Consider the following 19755-nt stretch of genomic DNA (forward strand, 5'->3'; position numbering starts at 1 on the left):
AACAGGACAAACGGGTTGCGCGCGTTTATCGCGCGCGAATGACATCTGCACGCATTGCGAGTCGCTGCACATTGGCAAGCGATAACAGGTGTACATAGATGAAGCCCAGCGCCCCGGTCTTGGCGAGTTGCGCCAAGGCCTTCCCATTGAGCTTTTGCAAACGTTCTTCATCGACCACCGAAAATCCGCTGATCGTTTGTGATTCGCCGCCTTCGCGTTCGACGCGAACGGTCTTTGCCTCGAGCAAGCCGCTTTGCACAATTTGTTTCATCAGTGCTTGCGTACGTTCGACTTCGCGTTGGTAGTCGGCGAGGAAGGTGACAGCGTGTTCCAGCAAGGTGCTGTTTTCACCTGAGTCTTCAAACAAGCGAATTCCGGTGTCCTCTTCTGTGAGTGCGGGCGCATCAATGCAGACATTGAAGTCATCCGCGCCTTCGCCTTTTTCACCAGTCACAAAGGGATAGCGGCGGAAGAACGCGGGAATGTAATGCCCCTCTGCCCATTGACCGTCGGCTTCCACATAGAGGTTGCTGTCGCTTGTGAGTCCAGTCAGCACGGCGGGCATGGTGACGTTGTCACCCTCGCCGGCAAAGACAATCGGATAATCACGCGAGGCCGGCGCGAACTCGACCGCCGTAATCGGTGCTGAATTCAGATCGCGTGCAAACGCGTAACCGAGATCGCCTGCTTTTACGCGCACGCGCTTGTGTTGTTCGCGGTTCAATACGAACGGCGACTCATAAATGAGTAGTTGCTTCACCCTGTTCCCCTGTTAAAACCGCTGAGCGGCAATTCGGCAAGTGACCCGTTGCTGTGTGTGTCCGGATCCTTGCGCTCACAATCATTGCAGGTCTTAGATGAGACCGCTATCCCAGTTTTTGGGGTGCTCCTCGCATACCTTTACGTATGTTGAAACTGAATGCGGTTGCGGCGACGCGTCCATTTACACTGAGCGGAAATCACTGCCGGCGCGATGGTCTTGACTAAGACTTTGAAAAGTCTCTTGTTGTTGTGTGTCCTTTGCGCCGTGAGCGCTTGCGTGAGCACACCGCCGCACACCGCGTCTGCCACTTGGGTGCCGTCTCCGAATTTCGATCAACGCAACCCGCAGCTCATCGTCTTGCACCACACGGCGCAACATTCTGTCGAGGAAAGCCTCCGCACTTTGTGCAATGCACAATCGACGTCCCCTGTGAGCGCACACTATTTAATAGGTCGCGATGGTCACACCTACCAGTTGGTCGCAGACCAGGACCGCGCATGGCATGCAGGCGGTGGGCGCTGGGGTCAAATTCGGGATTTGAACGACGTCTCCCTCGGCATTGAACTCGATAACGACGGCAGCGAACCCTACGCGGAAGCACAGTTTCAATCACTGCTGGCCTTGTTGAAGACGCTCACCACGCGGTATCGGATTCCGCCCAGCCAAGTCATCGCACATGCGGATCTCGCGCCGGTGCGGCGCGTTGATCCGGGTCCGTTGTTTCCCTGGCATCGCCTGTTTGAGGCCGGGTATGGACGGTGGCCACAAGGTTCGGAGCCCGCGCCCCCTGATTTTGACGGATGGTTGGCGTTGCAGGCTGTGGGGTATGACATTCGGTCACCCGCGGCCGCCTTGCGCGCGTTCCGGATCCACTTTCGCGCGCGTGATGATGGCGAAACTTTGGCGCCCGTATTGGAGCCCGAAGACCTCGCCATCCTTCACGCACTGGTGATGCAAGCGCGCTGATCGATCGGCATCGACAACCTGCGTACACTTTTCACATGACCACCCCTTTGCCACCCGACTGGCTCGAAGAGAATCGACCGCAGCGCGAGCGCTTCAAGCTCAAGTTCGGTGCTTATATCCGGCTGATGCGTGCAGACAAACCTATTGGTTGGTTACTGCTGCTGTGGCCCACATGGTGGGGCCTTTGGTTGGCGTCGAAAGGCGTGCCGGCGTGGCTGCCCTTGATCGTTTTCACCTTAGGGGTATGGCTGACACGCGCTGCGGGATGCGTCATCAATGATTACGCGGATCGCTGGCTCGACCCACATGTCGCGCGCACCAAAGATCGGCCCTTGGCGACCGGCGAAGTCTCGGCGAAAGAGGCGTTGCTGCTCTTCGTCGGCCTGATGTTGGTCGCATTTCTGTTGGTGCTGACGCAGAACCGCCTCACTATTTATATGAGTGGTGTCGGCGCTATTTTGGCGGCGAGCTATCCCTACCTGAAGCGCTATACCTATTTTCCGCAGGTGTATTTGGGTATGGCCTTTGGTTGGGGCATTCCGATGGCCTTTGCCGCAATTCAAGGTCACGTTCCGCCGGTGGCGTGGCTCTTGTACATCGCCAACATCGTGTGGGCGACGGCGTATGACACGTGGTACGCCATGGTGGATCGAGACGACGACGTGCGGATGGGCTCGAAGTCCACCGCAATCTTGTTTGGCGATGCGGATCTGATTGCCCAAGCGGTGTTGTATTCGGTGATGTTCGCAAGCTTGATATTGGTCGGCGTGCGCGAAGCTTTGGGTGCGTACTATTACGCCGGCCTCACCCTTGCTGCAGTGTTGGTTGCGTGGGAATTCAATCACGCGAAGTCGCGTGCGCGTGCGGCGTGCTTCAAGGCCTTCCTGCATAACAACTGGGTTGGGCTGACGATCTTCGCAGGCATCGCCACCCATTTTGCGATGACCGCACAAGGCTGACACCTTAGGGCACACGGGCGCATACCCAGGCGTCCACCCGCTCGACGCCCGCATCTTTCAAAGTCCATGCCGCTTCTTGCAAGGTTGCGCCCGTGGTCATGACGTCATCCACCAAGGCCACATGCCGCGGGAGCCTGCACCGCGGTGACACTTCAAACGCATCGGTTAGGTTGGCGGTCCGTGCCTCCATGCCCAGCTCTGATTGCGCGCGGGTTCGCTTGATACGCCGCAGCGCATCTCGAATCAGTCGCACCCCCATGCGCGAGGCCAATGGCCTCGCCAATTCGAGCGCCTGGTTGTACCCGCGCTCGCGCAGCCGGGGCCTGTGCAAGGGGATCGCGACGAGCGCATCCGGGAGGTCGATATCGCCGAGGCCTTCTGCCATGAGCTCAGCCAAAAGCCCGCCAAGCGCCAGATTTCCATGAAATTTCAAGCGTGGCACCCAGTGGTCGATGGGCGCTTCGTACAAGAAGGCCGCATACACGCCATCCAAGCTGGAAGGCAGCAAATCACAGATGCACGGCGCTAGCGTATTGTCGATGGGTCGGGCACAGCGCGGACAGGCGGCGGGCATCCAAGGCAACCCGCCCGCACACCCTGCGCAAAGGTCTAACTGCATGGCGCCTGGCGCATCGCATAGATGACAGCAGCGGGGCCAAAGGGCGTCTGCCAAGAAGTCCAGCCCTATGCGTAGGGCCTTTTGTGTGTTTTTTAGTGCTTTTAGGTTGACAGTCGTGAACATGCTTTTCAGACTGGCAGATTGTGAGTGTCTTTCTCATCGGATTTTGTTCATGTCTGTTGTCAGTCTTCGTCCCGCCATCCGCCACGACTGGTCCCGCCAAGAGGTAGAGGCGCTGTTCGAGCTGCCGTTCCCCGTGTTGATGTCGCGTGCGCAAACCGTGCACGCCCAGCATTTCGATCCGTCTGAAGTGCAGGTCAGTACATTGCTGTCTGTGAAGACCGGCGGCTGCCCGGAAGACTGCGGCTATTGCCCGCAGGCCGCGCGGTACCACACCGGTGTTGAAGCCACCAAACTGATGCCGACCGAAGAAGTGTTGGCTAAAGCCCGCCAAGCCAAAGATGCGGGCGCAACGCGCTTTTGCATGGGCGCTGCTTGGCGTTCACCCAAAGACCGTGATATCCCGAAAGTTGCGGACATGATTCGTGAAGTCAAAGCGCTGGGTCTCGAAACCTGCGCCACGTTGGGCATGTTGTCGGATACCCAAGCTGTCGCCTTGCGTTCGGCTGGCCTCGATTACTACAACCACAACTTGGATACCGCGCCCGATTTTTATGGCGACATCATCACCACGCGTGAGTATCAGGATCGACTCGACACACTGAGTCACGTGCGTGACGCAGGTTTGAAAACCTGCAGTGGCGGCATTGTCGGCATGGGCGAGTCGCGCACGCAGCGCGCAGGTTTGTTGCAAGCCTTGGCCAACTTGCCGACGCATCCGGATTCAGTGCCGATCAATCGTTTGGTACAGGTGGCCGGTACGCCTTTGGCCGATGCCAAGACAACCGCACTCGATCCGTTTGAGTTTGTGCGCACTGTTGCTGTGGCGCGCATCATGATGCCGGCATCGATGGTGCGCCTGTCGGCAGGTCGCGAAACGATGAATGACGAGATGCAAGCGTTGTGCTTCATCGCCGGCGCGAACTCGATCTTCCATGGCGAGAAATTGTTGACGACGGGCAACCCCGACACCCGCGCCGATGAACGTTTGTTTGAACGTCTCGGTCTTCGACCCATGCCCTACGATGCTGCCGCAGAAAATAGCTGCAGCACCACCGTTCATGCCGACATCATGGAGGCTGACGAGGCCCGCGCATGAGTCGCCCAAGTCTGACAGAACGCATCTCGCTCACCAAAAAGGCGCGCGAAGAAAAGCAGCGCGCACGTCGTCGACGTGTCGTGAGCAAACGCGATGGTATGCGCTATGAAGTCGATGGCGAGTCACTGCTGTGTTTCTGCAGCAATGACTATCTCGGCCTCGCACAACATTTCACCGTCAGCAGTGCTTTTCAAGACGCAGCCGCGCGCTTGGGCACAGGGTCTGGCGCATCCCATTTGGTGTGCGGCCACTTCAGTGAACACGACGCGTTGGAACGTGAAGTCGCCGAGTGGTTGGGGTATCCCTCAGCACTTCTGTTCTCCAGCGGCTATCAAGCCAATTTGGCCGTGGCGCAAGCCTTCTTGGGCGAAGGCGATGTGTCCATTCAAGATCGTTTGAACCACGCAAGTTTGATTGACGCGGCCCGATTGGCAGGCGCCTCGTTGCGTCGCTATCCACACGTGGATGCCGAAGGTGCTTTGCGCCAATTGCGCGGCAATCCCGAAGGCGCGGCGATGGTGGTGACGGATGGTGTGTTCAGCATGGAAGGCGATGTTGCGCCTGTGCGCGCACTCGCATTGATCGCACGCGTTCAACACGCCACCTTTGTCGTCGACGACGCACATGGCGTGGGCATTCTCGGTACCGATGGCCGCGGTACTGTCGCTGCTGCGGGTTTGGGATTGAATGAAGTGCCCTTACAAGTGGTCACCTTGGGCAAAGCGCTTGGCGGTGAAGGTGCATTGGTGCTCGGCGATCAAGCGCACATCGAACATCTGAAGCAAAACGCACGTCCCTACATTTACACGACGGCCAGCGCGCCAGCGTCGGCTGCCGCGTCGCGCGTGGCACTGCAACTTGCACGCCGTGAGTCGTGGCGTCGTGAGCGTGTTTTTGCAAATCTTGCGCGCTTGCGACAAGGCTTGTTGGGCGCCGGATTTGAACTGCCCGGTTCCGACTCGGCGATTCAAAGCATTCCTTGCGGCAGCGATGAGATTGCACTGGCGATGTCTGCCGCGCTTGAAGCACAAGGCATTTGGGTCAGCGCAATTCGCCCGCCCACCGTTCCTGAAAACAGTGCGCGCTTGCGTGTCACGTTGAGCGCATTGCATTCCGACGCGGATATCGACAGTTTGATTGCCGCCTTGCGCTGGTCGCGAGACGCCGTGGGCACCGGCTACCGAGCGGAATGAACACTTCGCAACGCGCGCTACGGCGCAATGCGCTGATCGCGGTCGCGGTCGCGTTGGCTTCGGCATTCTTCTTTACATTCACCTACGTGTTCAATCGCGTCGCGGCGCAAGATGCCGGCCATTGGGCTTGGATTGCGAGCCTTCGGTATTTGTTGACGCTGCCTATGCTGTTGCCCTTGATGCGTGGCAATAACGCGATGCGGCCTGTCTTGACGGCGATTCATTCGCATCCGCTGAAATGGTTGAAGTTCACCACCATTGGCTTCGTGGCGTTCTACTTATTGCTCGCGTTCGCTTCGGACAGCGGCCCTGCTTGGCTCATTGCCGGCAGTTTTCAATTTACGGTTGTGGCTGGCATGTTGTGCGCACCGTTTATTTACACGGATGCACGCGCAAAAGTCCCGGCGACCGCATTAGGCGTCGCCTGCGTCATTCTGCTCGGCGTGTTGATGATGCAATGGAGTCATGCCAACGGAACGCTAGACCGCGCGGGTTGGATCGCTTTGCTGTGTGTCTTGATCTCTGCGGTGCTCTATCCACTTGGCAATCGTTTGTTGTTGCTTCATTTGGAACGCACGGGCGAATCATTGAATGCTGTGCAGCGCACCTTTGGCATGACCTTGGTCAGCACGCCGATTTGGTTGGCGGTGGCGCTCTTCGCTTATCTGCAATCCGGCTGGCCAGGCTGGCACCAGATTGCGTTGGCGGCGGGTGTGGCTTTGTCTTCCGGCGTCATTGCCACCGTGCTCTTTTTTGCGGCCACGGGCCGCGTGCGTAAACAACCTGTTGCCTTGGCCGCTGCAGAAGCGATGCAGGCGGCAGAACTTGTGTTTGCCGCGGTCATAGGTGCGATGTTCTTGAATGACGCCCTGCCTGCACCGTTGGCGATCGCAGGCGGCGCCTGTGTCGTCGGCGGCATTGTCATGATGGCCGTACTCGCATCGCGTGATGCGACTGAAGCCAATGGGCCGTAAGCCATGCGTCCACTAGTTGTTGAAACATTTGAAAGCGCAACGGCGCACACAGATCTGGTCTTGCTGCACGGTTGGGCGATGCATGGCGGCATTTTCGCCACGTGGATCGATCGGTTGACGCCGCACTATCGCGTGCATTGCGTCGACTTGCCGGGCCATGGCTTGAATCGCGACACGGACGTGCCCTTGTCGTTAGCCGCATGCGCAGACGCGATCAGTCATGTCGTGCCGACATCCGCTGTTTGGTGTGGCTGGTCTTTGGGTGGCTTGATCGCTCTACATGCCGCGCAAACCAGGTGCGCCATGCAGCGTCTGGTGATGCTGTGTGCCAGTCCGTGCTTCGTGAAAGCGGCCGACTGGCCTTATGGCGTGTCGCCGGAGATCTTCACGGATTTTGCGCACGGTCTGCGCACGGATTGGCATGCCACATTGGATCGCTTCATTGCGTTGGAAGCCTTCGGTTCCGACCATGCCCGCGAAGAACTGCGAACGCTTCGTGATCAAGTGTTGGCGCGTGGTGCACCCAACCCGGCTGTGTTGGCGCGTGGATTGGACCTGCTGAAAGAATGCGATTTGCGTCAAACGTTGTCGACACTTCCCATGCCAAGCACTTGGATTGCCGGTCGCCGTGATCGCTTGGTGGACCCGCGAGCGATGCAGTCTGCGGCTGCGTTGTGTGCACGTGCCGAAGTGCACGTCATTGAGCACGCAGGGCATGCGCCCTTTCTGACGCATGCCGATGCAGTCACCGCTGCATTGATGGCCAAGGTGCAATGAACACACCGCCAGACATTTTTGATCGTTCGCGTGTGCGTAAGAATTTCGGTGGTGCCGCCGCACGTTATGCCGGACATTCCGCGTTGCAACGAGAGATTGAATCCAGACTGATGGAGTCGATCGAACATTACGGTCTCCGCCACGGCCAGGATGCACGACCGAATCGCATTCTCGATGTGGGGTGCGGCCCCGCCACTGCCGCGCACGCATTGCGCGATTGGGCGCCGAAAGCAGACATCATTGCCGTCGATGCCGCACTGCAGATGCTGAAGGCCGCAGAAGCCAACACGAAGGGTGCTTGGCTGCGCCGGCGACCCGTCGAGCGCATATGTGCGGATTTGCGCAACCTGCCATTTGCCGACGGCAGTATCGATTTGTTATTCAGCAATCTTGCTTTGCAGTGGATTGAAGATCTACCTGCGGCATTTGCAGAGTTCCGTCGCGTCCTCGCGCCGAAAGGCATGTTGTTGATCTCGACATTCGGCGAACAAACATTGGCTGAGTTGCGTGAAGCGTTTGCGTCCGCCGATGACGTGCCGCATGTAAGTCCTTTCACGGCAATCGCGCCTTTTGGCGATGCATTGGTGGCAGCAGGTTTTGCAGAACCCGTACTCGATCGCGACGTGCTGTTTGAATATCAACCGGATTTACGTGGCGTCATGCTGGCTTTAAGGGCAATCGGGGCAACCAATGCGATGCACGCGCGCCGTCACAGCCTGAGCGGTAAAGCGCGTTTCCAGCGTGCCGATGCGCATCATGTGCGTACGCAAGACGGTCAATTGCCCGTGCGCTGGGAAGCCATTTATGCCCAAGCTTGGGCGCCAGAACCCGGCACGCCGAGGCGAGACGCGCTGGGCGAGATTGCCGCGGTGCCCGTCCATCAGATCCCAATCCGGCGCAAACGCTAAGGCCTGTTTGGCCGAGCGCTTCATGAACGCTTGGCCTGGCTTTCACATTGAAGACTGGTATTGCCGGGATATGCACCCCATTCTTGAGGTGTAAACGCGTTCCATCAGGGGTGAAGCCATGAAATCAACTCTCGCACTTGCCGCCGCTTCAACGTTGGCGTTGTCCGGCTGCGTCACGTATGACGACGGCTACAGAACAACAGGCCATGTCGGCGGTGCGTACGGCGCATACCGCGGGCAACAGGACTATCCGGAAACACGGACGCGCATTGTTGAAGACCGCGCGGGAAACGTCTATCGCATCTACCCAGATGGCACGGCCATTCTTATTAGCCGTGGCGGCTATTCGAATTATCCGTACGGCTATGGTGGCGGCTACGCAAACCCGCCTTATGGTTACGGTGGCGGTTATCCGTCGTACGGGTATCCCTATGGCTACGGTGGCTATTCCGGTCCCCCGCGTGTGCAGCCACTGCCGCATCCTACACCCAGCTATCCGACGCCAAGCTATCCCAGTCGGCCCGCACCCAACCCATCATTTCCGAATGGCGGCGTGTCATCGCAGCCACCTATCGTCGGACCGGTCCCGCCACCTGTTTTCAGACCGAGAGCAGAGTCTGCCGGTTCGGCAGCAGACCGCTCGGAAGCGCGACGTGAGTCACATAAAGGTCGCGAATTGCGCGGAAATGAGCCTTGAAATAGCGCGTTTGTGACCGCTTGCACAGGGCACTAAAAAAGTTCATCCTTCTCTCGTGACCTCCAGCGTCGATTTCTGACCTGCAGGGTCAATCTCTATGCTGGTTTCCGGTTTTGGTCTCCGGATCCCCCCTGTTCCGTCAAAACCGGAGCCAGCACCTCAAAAAAAATGAGGGCCAAGCGTCCCCCGACACTTGGCCCTCTGCTTCCCCTTCCCGCACGTCACCGACCCCTGTTCCAAGTTCGGTATTCGCCGTTAAGCGCTGTCGTTTAGGGTGCATGGGATAATCAGCATGAAGCGTGCCAACAGTAGAACAACTGCACGGTGTGCGTTTCAGAATTTTTCTAGGCAATGTTTGCATGCGCACTTCTCACGCGTTTTACAACTTTGAAGTCATCGTCATCGGTGGTGGTCATAGCGGCACTGAAGCTGCGTTAGCCGCTGCACGTGCAGGTGCGCGCACGTTGTTGTTGACCCATAACATCGAGACTGTCGGTGCGATGAGTTGCAATCCTGCCATCGGTGGCATCGGCAAAGGACATTTGGTCAAAGAGATTGATGCACTTGGTGGCATCATGGCGCGCGCTGCGGACGCAGCAGGTATTCAATGGCGCACACTCAATGCATCGAAAGGGCCGGCGGTACGCGCAACGCGCTGCCAGGCAGATCGTTCGCGCTATCGCCAATTCATTCGCGCGGCGGTTGAATCTTCTCCCAATCTCACTGTGTTTCAAGCCGCCGTCGATGACATCGAAATTGTCGACAACCGTGTGCGTGCTGCTATCACGCAAACAGGTTTGCGTTTTGAAGCACCCGCGATCGTACTGACCGCAGGGACATTCCTCGCCGGGAAAATCCATATTGGTGAAACGCAATACGCTGCAGGTCGAATGGGCGACCCGCCGTCGAGCGCACTGGCCGCACGCTTGCGCGAAGGTGCGTTTATGGTCGACCGCTTGAAGACCGGCACGCCGCCGCGCATTGATGGTCGAACGCTCGACTACAGCGTCATGCAAGAACAAGCAGGTGATACACCGCGGCCTGTGTTTTCATTCATGGGCTCGCGCGCCGATCATCCACCGCAAGTGTCGTGCTGGATTACGCAAACCACCGAACAGACACACGAGATCATTCGCAACGCGTTACATCGTTCGCCTTTGTACTCGGGTCAGATTGAAGGCATCGGTCCGCGTTACTGCCCAAGCATCGAAGACAAAGTTGTGCGTTTCGCCGAGAAGGCGTCGCATCAAATTTTTGTCGAGCCCGAGGGCTTGGATGTGGCGGAAATTTATCCGAATGGCATCAGCACTTCGTTGCCTTTCGATGTGCAGCTTGAATTGGTGCGCAGCATAGGCGGCTTTGAGCAAGCGCACATCACGCGTCCCGGCTACGCCATTGAGTACGACTACTTCGACCCGCGCGGTTTGAAAACATCGCTGGAAACGAAGGCAGTCCACGGCTTGTACTTTGCCGGGCAAATCAATGGCACCACAGGCTATGAAGAAGCCGCCGCACAAGGTTTGTTGGCGGGCTTGAATGCGGCACGTAGCGTTCAAGACAAGGAAGCGTGGAGCCCACGCAGGGACGAAGCGTACTTGGGCGTGATGGTGGACGACCTGATCACGCAAGGCACCCTTGAGCCCTATCGCATGTTCACAAGCCGTGCGGAATATCGCTTGCAGTTGCGCGAAGACAATGCAGATGCGCGTCTCACCCCCGTAGGCCGCGAAATGGGTTTGGTGGATGACGCGCGTTGGACGGCGTTCTCTGAAAAACGTGAAGCCGTCGAGCGCGAGTCGCAGCGACTCAAAGGCCTGTGGGCAGCGCCGAACAATCCACTCGGTATGGCTTTGAAACGCGATTTGGATTTGGATGTGAGTCGGGAAACGAGTGCACGCGACTTATTGCGTCGCCCCGAAATCCGTTACACCGCTTTGATGCAAGTGGCGGAGTTCGGCCCTGGTTTGGCAGACCCCATTGCAGCGGAACAAGTTGAGATCGAAACGAAGTACGCAGGCTACCTGGACCGCCAACGCGAAGACATCGCGCGCGCGGAACGCAACAACAGCACGCTGATTCCAGAAGGCTTCGATTACACCGAGGTACGCGGCCTGTCGTCGGAAGTTTTGCAGAAGCTGGAAAAGGTGCGCCCCGAATCCGTGGGCCAAGCACAGCGGATCCCGGGTATGACACCCGCAGCGATTTCATTGCTGTTGGTTCACCTGACGCGCGTGCGGCGCGCGCACGCAGCCTGACTGAATTAATTGACGCTTGCTAGTGCAATTTGCGCTCTGACTTGTTGCGTGCGCCACGCGCCTAAATAACGGTCAGCCGTGATGCCTTGCGCGGCCTTCTGTGCCATGGCGCGTGCGCCGTCCGCATCGCCCGCCAGCGCCAACGCTTCCGTGACATAGCCATAGAACGTGGCCGCATCGAACATGTAGGGATACGGCTTCACTAAGGCTAAAGCGTCGGCGACTTGTGCGCGTGCCGTCGCAGGCGCTGTCTTGGCCAAACCGCGCGCCAGCGCCAAACGCAGCCCCGCTTCATTCAGTGCGAGGTCGAAGGTATCCACTTGCAAGGCATGGTCCAAACCTTGTTGCGCATAGCGACGCGATTGCTCGACATCGCCCAACAACCACGCGTGTCTCGCCATACGGAGATACCAATCGCGCCAATTGATGGCCTGGTCTTCGTAAAGCTTGGGAATGGCAGCCTTCACGGCTGACATTTGTGTGTCGTACTCGGCATGCCTGCCTTGCATCTCGTACAAGTCGGCCAAGGCAAAACGAATGTTCACACGGTTGGTGCCGAGCGGATCGAAACGCGGCACGCTCGCGATTTCCAAAGAACGAATGAATGCCGCCTCACTTTCGTGCTGACGCTTGGCGTCGTACTTCAACAACCCGGCAAGTTGATTCTGCACGGTCATTTCGAGCGCGGTGTTCTGCATCTTGTGCTTAGCGACGTAGTCTTTGGAATAGGCGCGAATTTTCTCGGCTTCGCCGTTTTCGTTTACCCGCATCAAGCCATAGGTATAAGTACGTGCAACTTCCAGTGTTCGCGGGTTATCCACGCCGTATCGATCGCGCGTACGTTCGAACAACTCACGCGCGCGTTGCGCGCCCTCTTTCAACATGCCGAACTTGTTCAATACCAAGATTTCGTAGTTGGCAATTTGTCGGTAGTCCTCAAACAGACCTTCTTCCAACGGCCGCTCAAGTCCATCAACGCGATGGCGGATACGTGCAAAATAGGCTAAAGCGCGCTTGTCCTTCCTGTCCGCAAGAATTCGCGCGCGAATCCCATCGCGCTTGATGCCGAGACGCGGTTGCTCAGCGCTCAAGCGATCAATGACGGGCTCGACTTGCTTGACGATGCGCTCAGCGTCTTCCGTTTGGCTCGTGGCCATGAAGGATTCCGCCATGTCCAAAAGCAAGATCAGTTTGGAATCCAAGGGATCTTTGCTATCCGGACGCAAGCGCGCCAGGCTTTGATCAATCATTTGCCTGACGGTGATGCCGTTGCCGCCATCATTCATCAGCGCGTGGGTCAGCATCTGTTGGAAGGCTTCTTCCACCGCGGCGGTGATTTGCTCATTGCTACGGGCAGCATCGCGAGCGGCTTCGGCAATTGCTTGTGCTTCGCGTGCTTGCTTGGCTTGCCACAAGGTGGCCGCAACGCCGGTGGCAATGGCCACGACGAGCAAGGCACCGCCGGCAACACCCCAACGATTGCGTTTGACAAAGCGCGAAGCGCGATACATCAACGTCGGCTCGCGCACTTTCACCGGGCGACCATCCAGCCATGCGCGCAAGTCGTCCGCAAAGGCGTCTGCTGAGTGATAGCGATCGCGCGGATTGCGTGAAATCGCGTGGGTCACGATGGCATTCAAGTCACCTGTCACTTCTGCGATCAAGTGACCGACACTGGTACCGCGCGCACGCGCGACATCCTCGCCGCCCATTTCTACTGCGCGCGGCAATCGTTGCGGATTCTGTTCGAGCGCAGTCAGTTGTGTCAGCAGACTCGTGCCCGTCGTGACGCCATAGGCATTGCGTCCGGCAAGCAAGTCATACAACAACATGCCCAATTGATAGATATCCGAGGCGGTACCGACCGCTTCGTTGTTCAATTGTTCTGGCGACGCAAACTCAGGCGTGAACACACGGTCATGTGTTTTGGTGTGCTCGGCTTCGTCTTCGATCAGCTTGGCAACACCGAAGTCGAGAAGTTTGACGTGACCATTGTCTTCAACCAAGACATTGCCGGGTTTGACATCGCGGTGAATGATCAGCGCGCGATGTGCTTCCGCTACCGCTTCCAATACTTGAAGAAATAGAATCACGCGCTTGCGCACGTCTATTTTTCTTGCATCACACCAATGATCGATCCGTTGCCCGATGACCAATTCCATTGCGAACCAAGGCGTATCGCCTTCGAGTCCACCGTCAACCAAGCTCGCAATATTTTCGTGGCGGAGGCGCGCCAGGATTTGTCGTTCACGCAGAAAGCGTTGGCGGGAAGCTTGCGTGTCCAAGCCCACGCGAATGCGTTTGAGTGCCGCCACTTGCACGTAGTCACCGGCGTCGCGCTCGACGCGATACACCGCACCCATGCCGCCGTGGCCAAGCACGTCGACAACACGCCACGGACCAAATTGTGTGGGATTGTTTGCCGCACGCTCGGTCAGGCCCAACATGTCGCGCAGCTCGGCGCGAATTTCGGGTTCATCCGCGCACTCACGATCCAACGCGTTTTCGCGAATGGTTTCCGGAAGGTCGTTCAGGACTTCAAAAAGCGTCGCGACGCGCCGACGTCGCGTAAATTCACCTCGACCCTGCTCGGACGGCGGCGTTTCCCCGGTGCCGTTTTGCAAACAGCCATCTCCCTCAAACTCAGATTCGAGTGTGCACCTCAGGGCGTCTGTTCGGCAAGCATCATTTTTCTTTGCGCCAGTTCAAAGAACCACGACTTTCTCTACTACTGGTTTCGATCTCGATGTCGAAGCCGCGCGCAATGAGATAGCGCAGCATCAACACTTGGCCGGTGCCCAACAAAGACACGCCATAGCTGACGTAGAGCTTGGGTGACACGTATTTGCCGAAACCCAAGACACTGCCGCCCAAGGCACGTGAATGCAGCACGCCCGCATCATCCAGACCCAAGCGACTGCCCAACTGTGAGGCCAGTAAGCTGCCGCCTGCAGTCAGTGCTGCAGAAGCAGCGCTGACTTGGCGCTCTTCGTCGGTATCCAATCCAGACAACGGTCGGCCCAAGGTGAGATAAGCCAGTGCGTCGGACTGACTGGTCGCAGGATCGCTCCACACCACGGCTTGGGGCTTGTTCGCGCGACCGGTAACTTGAATACCCGCCGTCACATCGCCGATCTCGCGTTCCGCGCGCACATCCAGCAAGGGATTGGCGACCGGATCATTCGTCCAAACCAATCGACCGCGCGTGATCTTCAGGTTTTGCCCATAGGCGCGATAGCGACCCGCGACATTCAATTGACCTGTCGCCAAGGTTTCCACCCCAGGCTGCATGCGCACACGCAGTTGGCCACCCAAGGTGCCGGTGAGTCCGAAGCCTTTTAGATTGACGTTGTCGCCCAACACCAAGAGCAAATTCATGTCGAGCGCGGTGCTCGCAGTCGCCTCGGGATCGACCGGATCCAACACAACAACATCGCTCGAGCGTGTCTTGCCATTCGACAAGCGCTCAAGCTCAATCCGCCCATCCGGCACATTGACTGTACCTGTCACCGTTAAGGGGCGGCCGGCGATGAATTTTACGAGTACGTCCGGGTCGACGACGGCATAGAGGTCGCGTGTGTCCGAGACCAGAATATTTTTACCGCGGACATTGAGTTGTAGCGGCGTGTCTTGTCCGCGCCAACCGAGGGTGCCATCGACATTGAGAATGCCATCGCCGCTTTTGATGCTGCCACTGATGCGCGCATTGCCGTCTGCTTGCGCAGTCATGCGCACTTGGCCTTCGCGCAATACGATACCGAGCGCGGGGAGTTCTGCGCGGAACTCTGTCAACTGCGCATTGCCGCCCAATGCAGGCGCGCCCATGCGACCGCCGAGTTGAATGCGTCCGCTGAGATGGCCCGTAGGGTCAACGATGTCAGGTGACAGCAACTCCATCAAAGTGAGATCGCGTGTATCGACGTCGACGAAGCCCGACAAGGCAGCGTTCATGTCGTAGCCCGCGGTGACATCCGCGGCGAGTTTGCCTTCACCGTTGAAGCCCGCACTTAAGCGTGCTTGCCAACGGTTGGCGTCGAAGCTGCCATTGATGTCCAGCGCATTGAAGTTGAAGGCCGTCTTGCGGTTCTTCAAATCGAGCGTGATGCCGGCTTGCGGTGCGCTGATATGTGCCGTGCCGCGGAAGCTATTCCCGACGGGTCGCACATCGGCCAACACGGCGAACTCGCCATGCACATCCCAACGGCTGCCGTCTTCTCGCGTCGGGATGTAGGGCATGAGCAAGGCGGTCGTGATGCCGCGCCCTTCGACGTGCACACCGCGATTCGGCCAATCCGCGTTGACACACAGGCGACCACCTTGCGTCGACGTGAAACAACTCGGTGTAATGCGCCAACTGCGACCGGATTGCGCATATGTGGCCGCAGATTGCAGTTGCCATGCCGCGCCTTTGGCAGGTGAAAGATCGAGACGACTCAAAGTCCCCTGCCAGTTCTCGCCACGCTTGAGTGCCGTGCCGGCAAATTTCAAGGCGCCTTGCGGACCGCGTGCATCGCCTTCAAGACGTAAGTTCTCCATCGCACCCTGTGCGTGTGCATTGACTTCGTCGAGTGCCACGCCTGCTTTCAGGCCACGCGCATTGATGCGCAAATCACCTGTGGTGCCGCCCGCCCAGGGCAATCGTCCGGCGACTTTCAGGTGCTCAGCGCGATGGGTCTTCCACGCAAGCGATTGCCCTGAAAGATCTGCCGCAATATTCGGTGCGTTGCGCGGCCCGCGAAGTGTGAGCTGACCCACCACCGTGCCTTTGGCATCAGGCAGGGCATCATTCAAATTGAATGGCAAAAACTTTGCATCGACGTCAATGTTCTGCGCGATGCGACCGCGCGCGATCACATTGCTGTGTCCTAAGCGAAGGTCGACGTCGCCGCTCGCAGTCCACACGTCTTTCGCAGTGGCCGGCAGCGTGAGCGCCACGTTGCCGCGACCGGTCAACGCGCGATCGCGTAGTTGCCCACCGAGATGCGTTGCATCAAGCGCGATGTCCATGCCACCCCGCGCATTGCGCCCACCCTGGGTTTTCAGGTCGCCGCGAATCGCGCCGTGCCACGCCGGAAGAAAGTAGCCCGGGTCGAAGCTCGCCAACTTGGCGGTCACATCCCACTTCAGTGCCGGATTGAATGCCAAGTAGCCGGTTGCATCCAAACGCCCTTCCGGCATCACGACATTGAGTGCCTTGAAGTGCAAAGCCTTTCGATCACCTGCCCCGTCGAGTTTGACGTCGGCGCGTTGCTTGCCACGCATGAGGACGGCGGTACCGATCGCGGACCAAGCATCCAAGGTGCCCGCGATGCCGAGATCGGCACTTGCACCGATTCGATTGTCGCCATCGCCGTATGCAAGACCGCGTGCGTTCAATGCGAACTCAACGCGACCGCGTGTATCGCCTTTGAAATCACCACTGCCAGTGGCCGTAATTCGACCCCCTAAAACATCCACAACCAAAGGTGCAAAGGTCAGGCGTTGCTCTTCCAGCACGACTTTTGAAGGCTGCACCACCAATTTGAAATCGCCGCGCTGCAAGGCCGCATCAATGTTGGCGTGCCCCCCCGCACCGCGTGCAGATAGATTGAAGGTGATGGGCTCAGAGGTGCTGGCGAGACCTTGCAGCAAATCCGGATCCAAACCTTCAGAGTTTGCAGACAGCTGCCATGTGGGGTTGGATTGACCCCCACTCAACGTCAGCAGTGCACGCGTACGACCCGGCGCGTTGCCCGACACCGCCACGTCCAATTTGTCGAGCGTGCCTATCGCGCGCAGTCCGATCGCGGGACACGTACTGCCCAAAGGTGCGGGCAGCAATGCGCTCGCGGTGAAGTCGGTGCGGTAATTGTTGCGCGGCGTGTAGTGGCCATGCGCCTTGAACACGCCGCGATCACTGTCCACCTGCACATGCGTCAGCATGAACGCATCTTCCTGCGCATCCAAGCCACCGCGCACACGCGAGATGTCGATCAAGGGCGCACCTGCACGACTGATCTTGAAACCATCGATCTCGATCGTGTCTGCGCGAATCGACAGCGGTGGTTTGATGGCGGGCAATGACTCTGGCCAACGCGGCAGTTCAAACGGCTTATTCGAGCGCGGCACATCTAATGTCGCGCGACGCACTTGCATCGCATCCAAGCGCAAACGCTTTCCAAGCAGCGGTTGGATGGCCGGATCGATCACGATCGTCTCGGCAGTGAAGGTGGTGATCTCAGGCTGCGAGCAGTTCGGATACTTGACGGGTTTGCCTTCAACATCCGGGCAACCGCGATAGACCACACGCACACCATGCAAGGTCATCGGGCCGGCGACGGGCCCTTCCGCCGATTGCCATGTGAACGTTGTGCCCGCGGGCAGCAACCATTGGATGCGATTCAAAAGAAAATCGCGACCGCCCAAGGTGCTCAACAACCACCACAGCAAAGCGGCAAACAACACGATCAGTGCGAGTGTGCCGAATCCGCTGCGCCTTGCCACCTTAATGTTGCGTGCGCGCCGCAATGCGCGCAGTTCTGCAATGCGTGCTTCACGTTGCGCATTCGTGGCATCGTCAGGCAGCGGTGGCAGCAGCGGCTTCTTCGCCATTACAACTCCGCGCCAATATTGAAGTGCAATGTAAATGCGGAATCCGGGCTGTCCAAGCCACGGGCGATATCAATGCGCACAGGACCCACGGGCGAACGCCAGCGCACACCGATACCCACACCTGTACGCCAATCCGGATGCTTGCCATTGAACGCGCTGCCCGAATCCACGAATGCGGCGACGCCCCATTGCGGTCTGAAGTAGTGCTCGAACTCCACGCTACTGGTGACCAAATTGTCTGCGCCCAGCGCGTAACGTTTCTTACCTGCGGCATCAATGATGCGCGGCCCCACTTCACGCCAGTTGTAGCCGCGAATGCTGCGATCACCGCCTGCGTAGAAGCGTAACGATGGCGGAATGACCGCTGTATCGGCATGAAAACTTTGGCCCAATTCGCCGCGCACGATCAAACGATTGCTGAGCCCGATGCCTTTGAACCATTGGCCGCGCGCTTGCAGCTGGCCGAAGGTTCCCTGCCCGCGCACACTCCCACCGCGCGCGGTGACACTCAGTCCCCAGCCGCGGCGCGGGTACAAACGGTCGTCTACGTTGACGTAATCCGCGCGCAGCTGCGGATAGAACAAACTGGCGTATTCGTAGACCTTGTTCGGATTGCTCGGGTCCAACAAGGTGTAGCTCCAGCGTTCGCGCAAGAAGTGAAGCGACGCGGTCGCGGTAAGCGTGCGGGTGATTTCCCCGCTACGGCTGAACACCGCTTCCACGCGGCGCGAGTCGATGTAGTCGGTTTGCTCGTCTGAATACTGCGTGCCGATGGTGTACCAACCATCCCGCCATTTGAATGCGGGAATTCTGTATTGCAGCGTCGCCGTCTTACGCCGTTTGCCGTAATCGAGATACGCTGCGGCTTTATGACCCCGCCTATTGAGATAGCGCCGCTCCACACCGGCATTGAAGCCGGGACCATCCAAGGTGCCGTAGCTCACGCCGAGCGTATACACACTGCGCTTGGCGGGCGTCAGCTTCACCGTGATCGGCACCTCGCGATTCTCGACGGCTTGATCCGGATGCGGTTCGATATCGATCGTGCTGAAGTAATCGAGCGAGCTCAAAGAACGGCGCAGCCGATCAATACGACCTTGGTGGTAGTACTCACCTTGATTCCAATAAATCAGCTCTTCGAGCAGGCGCGGATAGATGATCTCGTTGGGTGTTTGCTCAAATTGCACCTTCCCCATGTTGTAGCGATCGCCGCTGTTCCAACGCAGGTCGATATCCGCTGCGTTCTGCGCGCGCGTCACTTCAACCGTGTGCGCTTCGAACGCAGCATCGAAATAGCCCCGCTCTGCAAGGCGTCGTGTGATGAAGGCCTTGCTGCCCTCATACAGCGTGTGGTCCAAGACATCGCCTTTGCGCGGCACGAAGTTGTCGAGCTCTTCGCGCAAGTAACGGTCGTCATCGCCGTCACCGGTGATCGCCAAGCGAACGTCGCGCACTTTGACAGGGGCGCCTTTATCAACTTCGATCACGATCGCCAGTGCGTCGCGCGCGCCCGAGGTGCTGATCTTGATCGTGGGGTTGTAGTAGCCGAAGGGCTCCAACGCCTCTCGCGTTTCCGCTTCGGCCACAGCCAGAAGGTAATCGAGGCGTCGATCGGAGATGTCTTTGTCACGCGCGTCTTCGAGCGACAGCACCTCGCGCACGTTTGCCGTCATCTCGTCATCCAGCCCGTGCACCTCGATGCGCGAAATTTGTGCCGCCCACACAGGCGCGGCCACGAGTACAAGGAGCAGAAGGGTGGACTTGAGGAAGCTGGCGCGCATGGTCGAAAGCATAACCATTCGACCTTGAACACTTCCTCGCTTTTTCTTGACGC

The 19755-nt window shown here is 58.3% G+C and carries 13 protein-coding genes and 2 pseudogenes; 9 read left to right on the forward strand and 6 right to left on the reverse strand.

Translation table 11 applies throughout. The annotated features are described in order from the left end of the window. Positions 1 to 25 precede the first annotated feature (25 nt). Complete coding sequence (locus tag G7069_RS03450) at positions 26 to 760, reverse strand: SapC family protein (RefSeq protein WP_166294303.1); 735 nt, start codon at positions 758 to 760, stop codon at positions 26 to 28. Positions 761 to 1039: 279 nt separating this feature from the next. Between G7069_RS03450 and G7069_RS03455 the strand changes: the two genes are divergently transcribed. Then, complete coding sequence (locus G7069_RS03455) at positions 1040 to 1729, forward strand: N-acetylmuramoyl-L-alanine amidase (protein ID WP_240912620.1); 690 nt, start codon at positions 1040 to 1042, stop codon at positions 1727 to 1729. 35 nt (positions 1730 to 1764) lie between these two features. Continuing rightward, complete coding sequence (gene ubiA, locus G7069_RS03460) at positions 1765 to 2688, forward strand: 4-hydroxybenzoate octaprenyltransferase (RefSeq protein WP_166294307.1); 924 nt, start codon at positions 1765 to 1767, stop codon at positions 2686 to 2688. Between the two features lie 4 nt (positions 2689 to 2692). Here ubiA and G7069_RS03465 read toward each other — a convergent pair whose 3' ends face one another. Beyond that, on the reverse strand, positions 2693 to 3196 hold the full coding sequence (locus tag G7069_RS03465; RefSeq protein WP_240912686.1) for a ComF family protein: 504 nt from the start codon (positions 3194 to 3196) through the stop codon (positions 2693 to 2695). 81 nt (positions 3197 to 3277) lie between these two features. Further along, positions 3278 to 3430, reverse strand: a pseudogene (locus G7069_RS10755) (hypothetical protein); the annotation flags it as partial. Between the two features lie 49 nt (positions 3431 to 3479). Between G7069_RS10755 and bioB the strand changes: the two are divergent. From bioB to mnmG, 7 genes and pseudogenes are all read left to right on the forward strand, one after another. Beyond that, positions 3480 to 4445: pseudogene (gene bioB, locus G7069_RS03470) on the forward strand (biotin synthase BioB); the annotation flags it as partial. A 77-nt stretch (positions 4446 to 4522) separates the two neighbouring features. After that, on the forward strand, positions 4523 to 5719 hold the full coding sequence (gene bioF, locus G7069_RS03475) for an 8-amino-7-oxononanoate synthase (protein WP_166294313.1): 1197 nt from the start codon (positions 4523 to 4525) through the stop codon (positions 5717 to 5719). Then, complete coding sequence (locus tag G7069_RS03480; RefSeq protein ID WP_166294315.1) at positions 5716 to 6693, forward strand: multidrug resistance efflux transporter family protein; 978 nt, start codon at positions 5716 to 5718, stop codon at positions 6691 to 6693. The genes bioF and G7069_RS03480 overlap by 4 nt, the downstream gene beginning before the upstream one ends. Positions 6694 to 6696: 3 nt before the next feature. After that, the gene (gene bioH, locus G7069_RS03485) at positions 6697 to 7470 is read left to right on the forward strand and encodes a pimeloyl-ACP methyl ester esterase BioH (protein WP_166294317.1); all 774 of its coding nucleotides are present in this window, start codon (positions 6697 to 6699) and stop codon (positions 7468 to 7470) included. Further along, positions 7467 to 8378, forward strand: a complete 912-nt coding sequence (locus G7069_RS03490) for a methyltransferase domain-containing protein (protein ID WP_166294319.1) — start codon at positions 7467 to 7469, stop codon at positions 8376 to 8378. Before bioH ends, G7069_RS03490 begins: the two co-directional genes overlap by 4 nt. 118 nt (positions 8379 to 8496) lie before the next feature. Then, a complete protein-coding gene (locus tag G7069_RS03495) occupies positions 8497 to 9075 on the forward strand; it encodes a hypothetical protein (protein WP_166294321.1) in 579 nt (192 codons plus the stop codon). A gap of 359 nt (positions 9076 to 9434) precedes the next feature. Continuing rightward, the gene (gene mnmG, locus G7069_RS03500) at positions 9435 to 11330 is read left to right on the forward strand and encodes a tRNA uridine-5-carboxymethylaminomethyl(34) synthesis enzyme MnmG (RefSeq protein WP_166294324.1); all 1896 of its coding nucleotides are present in this window, start codon (positions 9435 to 9437) and stop codon (positions 11328 to 11330) included. Between the two features lie 5 nt (positions 11331 to 11335). Here the strand turns inward: mnmG and G7069_RS03505 are convergent, their stop codons facing one another. The 3 genes from G7069_RS03505 to G7069_RS03515 form a co-directional block, all read right to left on the reverse strand. Then, a complete protein-coding gene (locus tag G7069_RS03505) occupies positions 11336 to 13954 on the reverse strand; it encodes a serine/threonine-protein kinase (RefSeq protein ID WP_166294326.1) in 2619 nt (872 codons plus the stop codon). Positions 13955 to 14015: 61 nt separating this feature from the next. Continuing rightward, positions 14016 to 17921 (reverse strand): translocation/assembly module TamB domain-containing protein, encoded by a 3906-nt coding sequence (locus G7069_RS03510; RefSeq protein ID WP_166294329.1) that lies wholly within the window; start codon positions 17919 to 17921, stop codon positions 14016 to 14018. Then, entirely contained in the window at positions 17921 to 19714 is a 1794-nt protein-coding gene (locus G7069_RS03515; protein WP_240912621.1) for an autotransporter assembly complex family protein, read from the reverse strand. The genes G7069_RS03510 and G7069_RS03515 overlap by 1 nt, the downstream gene beginning before the upstream one ends. Between the last annotated feature and the right edge of the window lie 41 nt (positions 19715 to 19755).

The organism is Lysobacter sp. HDW10 (assembly GCF_011300685.1).
GTDB lineage: Bacteria > Pseudomonadota > Gammaproteobacteria > Xanthomonadales > Xanthomonadaceae > Solilutibacter.